Raw genomic sequence first — 14131 nt, 5'->3', positions numbered from 1 at the left:
TGGGTGGGAGGGTTGAAAAATACATACATGCGACCGTATGTTTACTTGGTCGCATGGGTGGAGCTCGTGGTGTGGAGCCCGAGACCGGTGTCGACGGGAAGGGATGGCTGATGGATGGCGTAGCAGCCGGACGGGCCGTGGACACGGCGCCGCGGACGAATCGGGACCCTTCGACGGCGATCGTGTGGGTGGTGTGCGCCGCGGCGTTCATCGCGATGCTCGACGTGTTCGTCGTGAATGTCGCGTTCACCTCGATCGGTGCGTCGTATCCGGGACGTTCGCTCGCGGATGTGAGCTGGGTGTTGAACGGGTACGCGATCGTCTATGCGGCGCTGCTGATTCCGGCGGGCCGCCTGTCGGATCGGTTCGGGCGCAAAGCCGGATTCCTGGTCGGGCTCGGCATTTTCACGGTGGCGAGCGCGGCCTGCGCGGTGGCTCCTTCGCTGTGGGCGTTGGTGGCGTTCCGGGTGGTGCAGGCGGCGGGCGCCGCGGTGCTGACACCGGCCGGACTGGGTCTGCTGCTCACGGTGTTGCCGCCCGCACGGGTGCCGGGAGCGGTGAAGATGTGGGCGACGACGAGTTCCGTGGCCGCTGCTTTCGGTCCGGTGGTTGGCGGGGCGCTGGTCGAGGCGTCGTGGCGGTGGGTGTTCCTGATCAACGTCCCGGTGGGGGTGGTGGTCGGGGTCGCGGCCGTCCGGTTGGTGCCGGATCTGCGCGAGCGGCTGCGGGTGGAACTGCCCGACATCCTCGGCGCCGTGCTGGTGATCGTGGCGATCGGCGCGCTGTCGCTGGGGTTGGTGAAGACCGGTGAGTGGTCGTTGCCCGCGCTCTGCGCGGCGTCGGCCGTCGCGGTGATCGGTGTGATCCTGTTCGTGGTGCGCATCCTGCGACATCCGAATCCCGTAGTGCCACCGGCGCTTTTCCGGGTGCCGACATTCGTGTGGGCCAATGCCACCGTCTTGGCGTTCTGCACGGCGTTCGGTGCGTGGTTCCTGAGTATCGCCATGTGGTTGGAGAACGTGGCGCATTTCACCGCCGTCGAAACCGGGCTCGCCATCGTTCCTGGGCCGCTCGCCGTGGCGGTCTTCGCCGCCGTCGGCCCGCGGCTGACTACCCGGATGCCGGTGGGTGTCGTTGTGGCGCTCGGGAATCTGTTGTTCGCGGCCGGTGTGGCGCTGGTGCTGACCACCGCGTCCACGCCCGTGCGGTACGGCGTCGAGGTGCTGCCGGGGTGGCTGATATCCGGCATCGGCATCGGCCTCGCGCTGCCGACCATGATCGCCGCCGCCACCGTGGATCTGCCGCCCGAGCGGTCCGCGACCGGCAGTGCCGTGGTTAACACCGCCCGCCAGCTCGGCTACGTGCTCGGCGTCGCGGTGCTGATCGCCGTCCTCGGATCGCTCGATGTCGCCGACCGGGCGCTCGTCGTGTTCCGATTCGGCTGGCTCTTCGTCGCGGTGGTCGCCGTCGTCGGTGCGGTGACGGCGTTGGGCATCACGCCGCGCGACCGGAGGTCGTGACCATGCCGATGACCGAACAGTCCGACCTGTACTGCCTGCCCGAATCGACCTCCGCCGCATTGCTGTTCGACGCGCCGTGGCGTCGGTTCGGCGTGGTCGGCGACAGCTTGTCGGCGGGCATCGGCGATCCCACCCCCGGATACGCGAACCGGGGCTGGGCCGATCGGGTCGCGGACGTGCTGCGGCGGTTGGGTCCGGACGCGCGGTACCTCAACATCGCGGAATACGGGGTCACCACCGCCGAGACGGTGTCCGGGCAACTCGACCGCATGCTCGAGTTCGGACCCGATCTCCTGCACTTGCCGTGCGGTCCGAACGACATTCTTCGGCGCGATCCCGATTTCGACCGGATCGAGAAGGCGATGCGGCACATGTACGAAGTCGCGGCGGGCGCCCGCGCGCTGTTGACGACCTTCACGCTCGGCCGAGCATTCGTGGTGCCCGCGTTCCCGGACTGGCACCGGCGGATCCGGGACATGAACGAGATAACGCGCGATGTCGCCGCCGACTACGACGCCGTTGTCGTCGACATGTGGAATCACCCGTTCAACGATCGGGACAACCTGGTCAGCGCGGATCGTATCCACTTCTCGACTTCGGGTCAGGCGGTCATGGCGACCGAGGTCGTCCGGCGGTTGTCCCACGAACTCGCGAGCCGAAGTGGATAACGTAGCCGCTCGAAGAGACGGACCGCGCACGTTCGAGTAGAGGTGCGGGGTTCGTCTGTCGATCGACGCGCGTGCAGGCGGAGTTCGGCGACGCGGCGGCTTCTTCGGCACGGATATCGGGTGCACGGCTCACGACGGTCGCGTTCTTCGATCGATGCCGCCGATCGCCAGGTGCGGCGCGTGCCTCGTGGCGGTCGCCCCGCCGAGCGCAAGAGTCATTTGCCAGAGATTTACTATCCTGGGTGAACCTGCCGAGAGTTCGTCGCTGCCCATGGCTGCAGGCCGTGTCGGAGGAGTTGGCCGATGATTCGTTCGCTCGTTCGTTTCGGGGTTTGTGTGCTGGTGGTGACCGGATTGTCGGTGGTCGGCGCGCCGTCGCCGGTTGTCGCCGCGGCGACTCGCGAGGTCGTGGTGACCGGCGGTGCGATCGCGGGGGTGGTCTCCGATGGCGTGGTCGAATATTTGGGTATCCCGTTTGCCGGGTCCACCGGCGGTGCTGCTCGGTTCGGCGCGCCGCGGCCGGTGTCGGGGTGGTCGGGTGCGCGGTCGGCGCGCGGTCACGGGCCGCAGTGTCCGCAGAACGGGTATCTGCCCGCGCTGCCCACCGCGGGGCCGACCGGTGAGGACTGTCTGACGATCGACGTCTACGCGCCGGACGGCGCGGTCGGGCGAAATCTTCCGGTGATGGTGTTCTTCCACGGCGGTGGCTACACCACGGGTTCGAACGCGCAATACGATGCGCCGACGCGGATGGTGGCCGAGGGGGATGTCATCGTCGCGGTGCCGAATTATCGGCTCGGACCGTTCGGGTTCCTTTCGCTGCCCGAGCTCGCCGCGGAGTCGGGCGGCGCCACCGGGACGGTCGGCATCCAGGATCAGCAGGCCGCGCTGCGGTGGGTGCGCGACAATGCCCGAGCCTTCGGCGGCGATCCGGGGGCGGTGACGATCTTCGGCGAGTCGGCGGGCGGCGGGAGTGTGTGCACGCATTTCGCCGCGCCGGGTTCCGACGGGCTGTACGACAAGGCCATCGTGCAGAGCGGTTCGTGTGCGCGGTCGCCGTTGGTTCCCGGCGGTCGCGCGGACTCGTTCGCGCGTTCGGCGCGCTTCGCCGACAGTGTGGGATGCGGCGATCCCGCGACGCGACTGGCCTGTCTGCGCGGGTTGCCCGCCGAGAGGTTGCTGGACGCGTCGGCGGGGCAGTCCGACGACTCGACTCCGACGTGGGTTCCCGTCATCGACGGTGTGGTCGTGACGCGGGATCTGGAGGCGGCACTGCGGGACCGGGTGGACCGGATTCCGCTCATCGTCGGCAGCAATGGTGACGAGGGGGCGCAGTTCGTCGCGGAATCCGACTATGCGCGCGGCCGGATTCCGGATGCCGAGAGTTACCAGAGCTATGTCCGGTGGACGTTCGGCACGTACGCCGACGCGATACTCGCGCGATATCCGGTCGCGGACTATCCGTCACCGGCGGCGGCGCAGTCCGCGGTGATCACCGACGGGCTGTTCGCCTGCCCGGCCCTGTGGACCGGCCGCCTCGCCCGTGACGCCGGACATCCGGTGTGGCAGTACGAGTTCGACGAGGCACCCCTCGGGGACGGGAATCCGTTGCTGCCGGGGGCATTCCATTCCGCCGAGCTGTTCTATCTGTTCAACGGCGTGTTCGGCGTGCCGTTGCCGTGGACCGGTGCGTCGGCGGTGTTCGGTGAGCAGATGCGGCGCTGGTGGACCACTTTCGCGCATACCGGCGATCCGAACGCACCCGGTTCGGGCCCGTGGTCGGCGTGGCCGGGGCCGCCAGGAGACGGTGCGGTGCTGATCATGCGGGCGACGGGCAGCTTCATGTCCGATGATTTCCCCGTCCGGCACCACTGCGAATTCTGGGCCGCGCGCCCCATGTGAGCGCTGCGAAAGCCGGGAAACGTGCGGAATCCGGAGGGACGCGGGAAGGCCGGAGGGACGTGCGGGGGAGGTCACAGAAACGCGGAGAGGCCGGGGGCGCGCGGAGAGACCGGAAGGACTTGGGGGTAGCCGTTGTTCGCACGTCGAGATGCGAGTCGTGCCGTTCATTGCGCGAAAGCGGCCCGAGTACCGGTGATCAGCCTGCGGACCGTGCGTCGGGACGGTCGCAGGTGATCACCATCGCCCCGCGAGTGCGTCTTGAAGTGCCGGTACGGGATCCGCCGTGGTGGTCGTATTCGCCACGGCGACAACGGCGAGCGCCGCGGCCAGCAGGAGGGTGAACGCCGCGAGCCCGCGTCCGCGCCGTCCTGCGGCCGACCTCGCGGTGACGCGCCAGAATTTCGCGCCGACCACGCACAGGGCGACTGCCGTCGCGGCGGCGAGTACCGCCATGACCAGGTGGTATCGGGTGAAGTCTGCGACGATGACGGTGAGGGCGGGAGTGTGGTCGCCCGCGGCGAGTTGCTGGTCGAGTTGGTTCAGGGTGTCGGTGAGTCGTGGGTCGGGCGCGGTGTCGGTGAGCATCGGCAGCAGGGAGGCGAAAGGAGCGGTCGCGCCTTGGATATTGGCCAAGGTGAGGATCAGCGCGAAGGCGCCGCAGCAGGTGAGGAGCGCGGCCGCCGATGTCGAGAACAACCGTGAGCGACGGGTTTTCGCCATCGTTCGCCACAGCGCGATTCCCAGTGTGGCGCACACGATCACGAGGAGCGCGGCCATGACCGCCTTGGTGATGTGGTAGTGGAACCAGTAGTCGACGATATCGCCCAGTCCGGTGGGGAAGCCGGATCGCGGGGAGTTCCAGTACGCGGCGAATTCGGCGCGGAAGGCGGCGCGGAGGTCGCTCTCGTCGGTGAAGCGCATCCCCGATCGCGCGGCCGCGGCGGGCGCGGGGGCGAAGACGAACGCGAGGGCGAGGACGATCGCCTCGGTGAGGAGTATCGCGGTCGCGACGCCGAGTCCTCGCGTCGGTGACGGGGCTGGTCGCTGCGGCAAGGTGATGGGCCTTTCTGTCGCGCGCGATCCGACTCGGGAGTCGCGCACCTCGTCGGCCGAATGCGTTCGGAAATGGTCGCGCAACAGGACATCCCATCTGTCCGTGTCGTCGCTGTCAACGTCGGGGTCGCTCGTGACGCGGGTGCGTGCGCCGAATGGGAGGGTCATCGCCGAATCAAACTGTGATGTATGTCACAATTCGGTAGCATTATGTAGGAAGTGCTCTGAATCTTTTCATATGCTTTGCGAAGTCTTTACCCTCGGGGGTGACCGCTGTGCCACCGGGTCGTGTTCCACGATCGCCACTCGCTTTCGATGCCAGTACATGTTGACCGATGAACCGTCTCTTCGGGGCGGCGAAGGAGAGATATGTCCACCGACACCGATTCCGCCGCACCGACGACGCGCCTGAATGCCCTGCTACGCCACGACCTACCGGCGTCGGTCGTGGTCTTCCTCGTCGCGCTTCCCCTGTCTCTCGGCGTCGCCGTGGCTTCCGGCGCGCCGGTCGCCGCCGGGCTGATCGCGGCCGCGGTCGGCGGGGTGGTCGCGGGGGCGGTCGGCGGGTCGGCGGTGCAGGTGAGCGGGCCGACGGCGAGTCTCACCGTGGTAGTCGCCGAATCGATCCACCATTTCGGTTGGGCCGTCACCTGTTTCATCACGGTCGGGGCGGGAGTGTTACAGATCCTGTTCGGGCTCAGCAGGATCGCGCGCGCCACCCTCGCCATCGCGCCGGTGGTGGTGCACGGCATGCTCGCGGGCATCGGCGTGATCATCGCGCTGCAGCAGGTGCACGTGCTGCTCGGCGGGGATTCGCTGAGCTCGTCCTACGAGAGCCTGATTCGGCTTCCGCACCAGGTGATGTCGGTGCACAGCGGTGATCTGTGCGTCGGGCTCGTCGTGATCGCGATCCTGATCGGATGGAAGTTCCTGCCGCGCTCGGTGCGCGCGGTTCCCGGACCGCTGGTCGCGGTGGTGGCGGCGACCGTGCTGTCGCTGCTGCTGCCGACGCACGTGGAGCGACTGGTGCTCGACGGGTCGCTGGTCGATGCGATCGGGCTGCCCGCGCTGCCGCACGGCGACTGGTTCGCGGTGGGTGTCACGGTGGTCACGGTGGCGCTGATCGCGAGCGTGGAGACGCTGCTCTCGGCGGTGGCGGTGGACAAGTTGCGACCGGCGACGCCGACGAATTTCGATCGCGAACTGGTCGGGCAGGGTGCGGCCAATGTCACCTCGGGCCTGTTGGGCGGGCTGCCGATCGCCGCGGTGATCGTGCGCAGCATCACCAACGCGAACGCGGGCGCGCGCAGCCGGGCGGCGACCGTCACCCACGGCGTCTGGATCCTGCTGTTCGCCATCGCCTTGGCGGGCGTGGTGCAGCAGGTGCCGAAGGCGGCGCTGGCCGGTCTGCTCATCCTGATCGGCGTGCAGTTGGTGAAATTGGCGCACATCCGGCTGGCGCGGCGCACCGGCGACCTCTACGTGTATCTGGCCACGGTGCTCGGGGTGGTGTTCTGGAATCTGTTGATGGGCATGGTGATCGGGCTCGTGCTGTCCTTCGCGGTGCTGCTGTGGCGGGTGGTGCGGGTGAACATCGCCGCCGCGCCCGCCGCCGACGGGCACTGGGTGGTCACCATCGACGGCACCTGCACCTTTCTTGCCCTGCCGACACTCACCGCCGAACTGGCCGCGGTGCCGCATCGCGTGCCGGTGACCGTGCAGATGACGGTGGATTTCCTCGACCACGCGTCATGGGAACTCATCACCGAGTGGGCGCGCAGGCGCGAAGACGACGGCGGCACGGTGGATTTCGTGGAGATGGGCACCGCGCGCATGGCCGCCGCCACGGACGGCCCGCCCGAGCGGGGGCACGCGCGACAGGTGCTCGAGCGAGTGATCAAGCCGCGGCGGCGATCCGGTGACCCGGCGAATCCGATCGCGGCGGGTATCGCGGAATACCATCGCGGGCACCGGCATCTGATGCGCGGGCATCTGCGCGGGCTGCACGACCGTCGCGAGGCCGATTCCTTCTTTCTGACCTGCGCCGATGCCCGCATCGTGCCCAACGTGATCACCGACAGCGGCCCCGGCGACCTCTACACGGTGCGCAATGTCGGCAACCTCGCGCCGGTGGGCGGCGGTGACGTGTCGGTGGAGGCGGCGCTGATCTACGCGCTGGAGCAACTCGAGGTGCGCGCGGTGGTGGTGTGCGGGCATTCCGGATGCGGCGCGATGGACGCGCTGCACCGCGAGGTCGCGGCCGGTCCCGGGCTCGATGACTGGTTGGCGCACGCCCGGCCGAGTCTGGACCGGATGCGGCTGGGTCATCCGGTGGCCGCGGCGGCCGCTCTCGCCGGTTTCGGTGTGGTCGACCAGTTGGCGATGGTGAATGTGGCGGTGCAGCTGGAGGCGCTCTCGGCGCACCCCGCGGTGCGGCGCGGGGTGCGTGAGCGCGGGGTCGAGGTGAGCGGGCTGTTCTTCGATCTGGCGACGGCACGGGTGATCGAGGTGACCGTCGATGGCATCGCGGAGTTCGAGGACGACGGCGAGCGGGTGGCGGTCGAACCCGTGTGAGCGACGCATTCGGGTCGCGGGCCGAATCCTTCGGTCCGGCGGCGCATTTCGAACGGAGTGTGGGAACGGACACAGTCGCGCGGGGCTATGGCCTCCCGCACTCCACGGCCTCTTCTCAGGTTTTGCTAAGTCTTTACCAATACGCTTGACGAGGTTTACATCTCGATTCGTCGCCGCGTCGAGACCTGCTTCACCGCGAGATGCCGGTTCGCGGTCCATTGCCCTGCTGGACATGTCGATCGTCAACCGATCTCGGCGCCGTGCCGAAGGGAGCCGCGCGCTCCCCAGCGCCGCCGAGTCGGCGAAGGAGAAAAAATCATGGCTGTCGAGAACGATCTCGCCCCGCCGCCGTCAGCGCACCGGAGCCGTCCCTCCGTGGCTCGATCCGATCGTCTGACATCCGTACTGCGTCACGATCTGCCCGCCTCGATCGTGGTCTTCCTCGTCGCGCTGCCGCTGTCCCTCGGCATCGCCCTCGCCTCGGGCGCGCCGGTGGCCGCCGGGCTCATCGCCGCCGTCATCGGCGGCATCCTCGCGGGCACCCTCGGTGGCTCCACCTTGCAGGTCAGCGGACCCGCCGCCGGTCTGACGGTGGTCGTCGCCGAATCCATCAACCAGTTCGGCTGGCGGGTGACCTGCTTCATCGTCGTCGCCGCGGGCATCCTGCAGATCCTGTTCGGCCTGAGCCGCGTCGCCCGCGCGGCGTTGGCGGTCGCGCCGGTGGTCGTGCACGCGATGCTCGCCGGCATCGGCATCACCATCGCGCTGCAGCAGGTGCACGTCCTGCTCGGCGGCGCCTCGCACAGTTCGGCCTGGAACAACCTGCGTGAACTGCCGGGACAGCTGATGTCGCTGCACGGCGGCGACGCGCTCGTCGGCGCGGTGGTGATCGCCATCATGCTCGGCTGGCGCTACGTGCCCGCCCGCGCGCGGGTCGTGCCGGGCCCGCTGGTCGCGATCGTGGTGGCCACCGTGCTCGCCATGGTGCTGCCCATCGAGGCGGAGAAGTTGGTGCTCAACGGTTCGCTGTTCGATGCCATCGCGCTGCCGCGGATACCGGACGGCGGCTGGTCGGCGGTCGCGGTCATGGTGCTCACCATCGCGCTCATCGCCAGCGTCGAGAGCCTGCTCTCGGCGGTCGCGGTCGACAAGATGCACACCGGTCCGCGCACGAACTTCGACCGGGAACTCATCGGCCAGGGCTCGGCCAACGTGCTCTCCGGCCTGGTCGGCGGCCTGCCGGTGACCGGCGTGATCGTGCGCAGCGCCACCAATGTCACCGCGGGCGCGCGCAGCCGCGCCTCGGCCGTCATGCACGGCGTCTGGGTGCTGCTGTTCTCGGTGGCGCTGGTCGGGATCGTGGAACAGATCCCGAAGGCGGCGCTGGCGGGTCTGCTGATCGTGATCGGCATCCAGTTGGTGAAGCTGGCCCACATCAAACTCGCGCGGCGCACCGGCGACCTGCTGGTCTACGCGGTGACCGTGCTCGGCGTCGTCTTCCTCAACCTGCTCGAGGGCGTCATGATCGGCCTCGCGCTGGCCTTCGGGCTGCTGCTGTGGCGGGTGGTGCGGGTCGCCATCGTCGCCACGCCGATCCCGGCCTCGCAGCGCTGGCTGGTCACCATCGACGGGTCGTGCACCTTCCTCGCGCTGCCGCGCCTGTCCGCCGAATTCGCCAAGGTGCCCGGCGACGCCGACGTCACCGTCGAGATGACCGTCGACTTCCTCGACCACGCCGCCTTCGAGGCCATCGAGGACTGGGTGCGCCAGCAGGAGAGCAACGGCGGCAGCGTGGACTTCGTCGAGATCGGCAGCGCCCGCATGGCGCACGCGACCGCGGGCCCGCCATCGCGCGGATTCGGCCGCGCGGTCTTCGACGAGATCCTCGGCCCGTGGCGGCGCGAGGACCGGCATCCCGACCCGGTCGCGGCGGGCGTCGCGGCCTACCACCGCAGCCACGCGCACGTCGTTCGACCGCACCTCGACGAGCTTCGCGACCGTCAGGACCCGGATTCGTTCTTCCTGACCTGCGCCGATTCCCGCGTGGTGCCGAACGTGATCACCAACAGCGGCCCCGGCGACCTGTTCACCGTCCGCAACGTCGGCAATCTGGTGCCCACCGAGGGCGACGCCTCGGTGGAGGCGGCGCTGCTGTTCGCACTGCGGGAATTGAACGTGCGCTCGATCGTGGTGTGCGGCCACTCCTCGTGCGGGGCCATGGCCGCGCTGCATTCCGGGGCCGAAGCCGATCCCGGCATCGGCACCTGGCTGGCGCACGCCGGGCCGAGCCTGGAACAGTTCCGGGTCGGACATCCGGTCGCGGTCGCGGCCGAGGCGGCGGGCTTCGGCGCGGTCGACCAGCTCAGCATGGTGAACGTGGCCGTGCAGTTGCAGACCCTGCACCGCCATCCCGCGGTCCGCGCGGCCGTGGCCGAACGCGGCGTCACGGTGTCGGGCCTGTTCTTCGACATCGCCAGCGCCAGGGTCATCGAGGTCACCGTCGACGGGATCGCCGCCATCGATGACGGCGCGCGACCCGCGACGGCCGAACTGGTCTGACCCGAGCGCCCGCCCCGACTCGCCGCGCGCCGGGGCGGGCGCGGGGTCCGTAGGCTGGCGCAATGAGTACCGAGGTCGATCCTCCCGCGGCGAAACGCCCGGCGGGCGTGCGCGCCTTCCGCGCGGCCGTCGCGCGGCGGCCTACGCTGAACTTCGCCTACCGGATCGGGGTCGCGGTCGCGGGCATCGCGGTGCTGATCGTGGGAATCCTCGCGATTCCCTACCCCGGACCCGGCTGGGCGATCGTCTTCGCCGGACTCGGCATCCTCGCCACCGAATTCGCGTGGGCGCGGCATGCGCTCGGCTGGTTGCGGGACCGGTACCGGCAGGTCATGGCCTGGTACACCGCGCGCGGCCTGCTCGTGCGGGTCGGCGCGGCGGCGGCGACGGCGGTCCTCGTCGTCGCCACACTGTGGGTTTTGGGAACATTCGGAATCGTCGGCGGCTGGATCGGAGTGGAATCGACATGGTTGCGCAGTCCCCTCGCGTGGTGAACTCGGTGCACGGGGAAGCCATGACCCGGCCCGAGTGGCTGGCCGAACGCATCGCGGAGATGGGGCGGTCGTGGGGGACCGAGACGCCGCGCGTGGCGGGCACGCTGTGGTGGTGCATGGTGGCTTCGGCGCTGGTCGAGCAGTTGGCCCGGGCGTATGTCGACGGCGTGCCCGCGCCCGTGCCCGCGCTGGATCGCCTCGACTGCGAGGTGCGACCCGACGGCGGCGTCGAACGGGTTCGTGTGCTGCCGGGGACCGAATCCGCCGATGCGGCGGCCCCGGCCCTGCGGGCGACGCTGGAGGCGGTGATCCCCGCGGTGGCCGAGGTGTCGGGTGCGGGCGTCGCATCGCTGTGGGCCGTCACCGCCGACGCCATCGGCAACCGCGCGCTCGACGCGGGTGACGCGGCGGCCGGTGTACGGCTGGCGCGCGAGGTCGGCGGCAAACTGCCCGCGCCCCGGTTCGTCGAGGTCGGTGCGCGCACCTTCGTCCGGCGAATCTCGTGCTGTCTGGTGTTCGAGGCGCCCGGTTGCGATATGTGCACCAGTTGCCCGAAGCGTCCGGCCGAGGAACGGTTGTCGATGCTGCGCGAGTTGGCCGGGGGAGACTGAGCACACCCGTACGGCGTGAGTGCGCCGCGCGGCGGGACGGTTAGCATGGTCGCGCCGGGGCGAACACGTTCCCGGTCGATGACGCGCGCGGGATGGACCCGCCAACGAAACGCCAAGGAGTGCGCCGCCGTGACCACCTCGACCCCGATCAGCCAAGCCGCCCTCGTCCGGGTGCAGGCGGGTACCACGGCGGGCGCCGCGGTGCGGGAAGCGGGTCTGGCCACGAAGGGGCCGCAGACCATCGTCGTGGTGCGCGACGCCGAGGGCGCGCTGCGGGATCTGTCCTGGACCCCCGACGTGGATGTCGAGGTCGAGCCGGTCGCGGCCGACACCGCCGACGGGCGCAGTGTGATCCGGCATTCCGCCGCGCACGTGCTTGCCCAGGCGGTGCAGCAGGAGTTCCCCGACGCGAAGCTCGGCATCGGCCCGCCCGTCAAGGACGGCTTCTACTACGACTTCCAGGTCGAGCGGCCGTTCACCCCCGAGGATCTGGCCAGGCTGGAATCGCGGATGAAGAAGATCATCAAAGGCGCGCAACGCTTTTCGCGCCGCGTGGTCGAAGTCGAGGACGCCAGGGTCGAATTGGCGGGCGAGCCGTTCAAAATCGAACTCATCAGCGACAAGTCGGGTATCGACGACCCCGAGGTGATGGAGGTCGGCGGTAACGAGCTGACCATCTACGACAACCTGGATCCTCGCACCGGAGAACGGATCTGGGCCGACCTGTGTCGCGGCCCGCACATCCCGACCACCAAGTTCGTTCCCGCCTTCAAACTGACCCGCAGCTCGGCCGCCTACTGGCGCGGCGATCAGGATCGCGAGGATCTGCAGCGCATCTACGGCACCGCCTGGGAATCCCAGGAGGCCATGGACGAGTACCTGCACCTGCTCGCCGAGGCGGAACGCCGCGACCACCGCAAACTCGGTCTGGAACTCGACCTGTTCAGCTTCCCCGACGAACTCGGTTCCGGGTTGCCGGTGTTCCACCCCAAGGGCGGCATCATCCGCAAGGAGCTCGAGGAGTATTCGCGCCGCCGCCACGTGGACGCCGGCTACGAGTTCGTGAACACCCCGCACATCACCAAGGGGCATCTGTTCGAGGTCTCGGGACATCTCGACTGGTATCGCGAGGGCATGTTCCCGGCGATGCACCTCGACGCGGAGTTGAACGAGGACGGCACGGTTCGCAAACCCGGCCAGGACTACTACGTCAAGCCGATGAACTGCCCGATGCACAACCTGATCTTCCGCGCCCGCGGGCGTTCCTACCGCGAATTGCCGTTGCGGTTGTTCGAATTCGGCTCGGTGTACCGCTACGAGAAGTCCGGCGTGGTCCACGGGCTGACCAGGGTGCGCGGGATGACCCAGGACGACGCGCACATCTACTGCACCAAGGAGCAGATGCATTCCGAGCTCACCGACACCCTGCGGTTCGTGCTCGATCTGCTGAAGGATTACGGCCTCGACGACTTCTACCTCGAGCTGTCGACCAAGGACCCGAAGAAGTTCGTCGGTTCCGACGAGATCTGGGAAGAGGCCACCGAGACGCTGTCGAAGGTCGCCTCGGCCTCCGGACTCGACCTGGTCCCCGATCCGGGCGGCGCGGCGTTCTACGGCCCGAAGATCTCGGTGCAGGCCAAGGACGCGCTCGGCCGCACCTGGCAGATGTCGACCATCCAGCTCGACTTCAACCTGCCCGAGCGCTTCGACCTCGAGTACACGGCCTCCGACGGCACCAAACAGCGTCCGGTCATGATCCACCGCGCGCTGTTCGGTTCCATCGAACGCTTCTTCGGCGTGCTCACCGAGCATTACGCGGGCGCCTTCCCGGCCTGGCTCTCGCCGGTGCAGGTGGTCGGCATCCCGGTCGCGGAGGCCTTCGCCGAGCATCTGGACCGGGTGATCGAGCGGTTGCGCGACGCGGGGGTGCGGGCGCAGCTGGACCGCGGTGACGACCGCATGCAGAAGAAGATCTTCAACAACACCGCGCAGAAGGTGCCGTTCATGTTGCTCGCGGGCGAGCGCGATGTGAACGCGGGCGCGGTGAGCTTCCGGTTCCGCGACGGCACCCAGGTCAACGGGGTTCCGGTGGCCGACGCGGTGGCCACCGTCGTCGCCTGGATCGGCGAGCGCAGGAATGCCTCGCCGACCGCGGAGGGTTTCGAGATCGTGTCGGCGGAGCGGATATGAGCGAGCGCACGCAGGCCGACGGCATCGTGGATCGCGGCGCGGGCGAGCCGGACCGGCTGCAGCGCCTGTGGACCCCGTACCGGATGTCCTATATCGCCGAGGCCGCATCGACCCGCCCGTCCGCCGACTCCACCGGCCATCCGTTCACCGACATCCCGAGGATGTCGGACGAGGACGGCCTGATCATCGCGCGCGGCGAACTCGTGTACGCGGTGTTGAACCTGTATCCCTACAATCCCGGACACATGATGGTTGTCCCGTATCGCGTGGTGGCCGACCTCGAGGATCTCACCGAGGCCGAGAGCGGCGAGTTGATGGCGTTCACCCAGCGTGCGATCCGGGTCATGAAGAGTGTGTCCAGACCGCACGGCTTCAACGTCGGTCTGAATCTCGGCGGGGTGGCGGGCGGTTCGCTAGCCGATCATCTCCATCAGCACATCGTGCCGCGCTGGGGCGGTGACGCGAACTTCATCACCGTCATCGGCGGGGCGAAGGTCATGCCGCAACTGCTCCGGGAGACGCGAGCGCTACTAGCGGCGGCCTGGAAGGAGACGGAATGA

The 14131-nt window shown here is 68.9% G+C and carries 10 protein-coding genes; 9 read left to right on the top strand and 1 reads right to left on the bottom strand.

Annotated elements, in window-relative coordinates; translation table 11 throughout:
• Nucleotides 1-110: 110 nt before the first annotated feature.
• The 3 genes from IT779_RS01725 to IT779_RS01715 all read left to right on the top strand — a co-directional run bounded on the left by IT779_RS01725 (nucleotide 111) and on the right by IT779_RS01715 (nucleotide 4090).
• Nucleotides 111-1520 (top strand): MFS transporter, encoded by a 1410-nt coding sequence (locus IT779_RS01725; RefSeq protein WP_196147332.1) that lies wholly within the window; start codon nucleotides 111-113, stop codon nucleotides 1518-1520.
• 2 nt (nucleotides 1521-1522) lie between these two features.
• Nucleotides 1523-2188: an SGNH/GDSL hydrolase family protein gene (locus tag IT779_RS01720; protein WP_196147331.1), complete on the top strand. Its 666-nt coding sequence runs from the start codon at nucleotides 1523-1525 to the stop codon at nucleotides 2186-2188.
• Nucleotides 2189-2491: 303 nt separating this feature from the next.
• Nucleotides 2492-4090 carry a carboxylesterase/lipase family protein gene (locus IT779_RS01715; protein ID WP_196147330.1) on the top strand — a complete coding sequence of 533 codons (1599 nt, stop codon included), beginning with the start codon at nucleotides 2492-2494 and terminating at the stop codon, nucleotides 4088-4090.
• Between the two features lie 234 nt (nucleotides 4091-4324).
• Here IT779_RS01715 and IT779_RS01710 read toward each other — a convergent pair whose 3' ends face one another.
• Nucleotides 4325-5311 carry a hypothetical protein gene (locus tag IT779_RS01710; protein WP_196147329.1) on the bottom strand — a complete coding sequence of 329 codons (987 nt, stop codon included), beginning with the start codon at nucleotides 5309-5311 and terminating at the stop codon, nucleotides 4325-4327.
• 201 nt (nucleotides 5312-5512) lie between these two features.
• Here IT779_RS01710 and IT779_RS01705 point away from each other — a divergent pair, with 201 nt between their 5' ends.
• The 6 genes from IT779_RS01705 (at nucleotide 5513) to IT779_RS01680 (ending at nucleotide 14131) form a co-directional block, all read left to right on the top strand.
• Entirely contained in the window at nucleotides 5513-7717 is a 2205-nt protein-coding gene (locus tag IT779_RS01705) for a SulP family inorganic anion transporter (protein ID WP_196147328.1), read from the top strand.
• Between the two features lie 318 nt (nucleotides 7718-8035).
• Nucleotides 8036-10276: a solute carrier family 23 protein gene (locus IT779_RS01700; RefSeq protein WP_196147327.1), complete on the top strand. Its 2241-nt coding sequence runs from the start codon at nucleotides 8036-8038 to the stop codon at nucleotides 10274-10276.
• A 62-nt stretch (nucleotides 10277-10338) separates the two neighbouring features.
• The gene (locus tag IT779_RS01695) at nucleotides 10339-10770 is read left to right on the top strand and encodes a TIGR02611 family protein (RefSeq protein ID WP_196147326.1); all 432 of its coding nucleotides are present in this window, start codon (nucleotides 10339-10341) and stop codon (nucleotides 10768-10770) included.
• Nucleotides 10743-11381 (top strand): (2Fe-2S)-binding protein, encoded by a 639-nt coding sequence (locus IT779_RS01690; RefSeq protein WP_198428040.1) that lies wholly within the window; start codon nucleotides 10743-10745, stop codon nucleotides 11379-11381. Before IT779_RS01695 ends, IT779_RS01690 begins: the two co-directional genes overlap by 28 nt.
• Nucleotides 11382-11459: 78 nt before the next feature.
• Nucleotides 11460-13571, top strand: a complete 2112-nt coding sequence (gene thrS / locus IT779_RS01685; protein WP_198428039.1) for a threonine--tRNA ligase — start codon at nucleotides 11460-11462, stop codon at nucleotides 13569-13571.
• On the top strand, nucleotides 13568-14131 hold the full coding sequence (locus tag IT779_RS01680; protein WP_196147324.1) for an HIT family protein: 564 nt from the start codon (nucleotides 13568-13570) through the stop codon (nucleotides 14129-14131). The genes thrS and IT779_RS01680 overlap by 4 nt, the downstream gene beginning before the upstream one ends.

Source organism: Nocardia bovistercoris, from assembly GCF_015674855.1.
Lineage (GTDB): Bacteria > Actinomycetota > Actinomycetes > Mycobacteriales > Mycobacteriaceae > Nocardia > Nocardia bovistercoris.
This window is presented reverse-complemented; position numbering and strand designations above follow the sequence as displayed.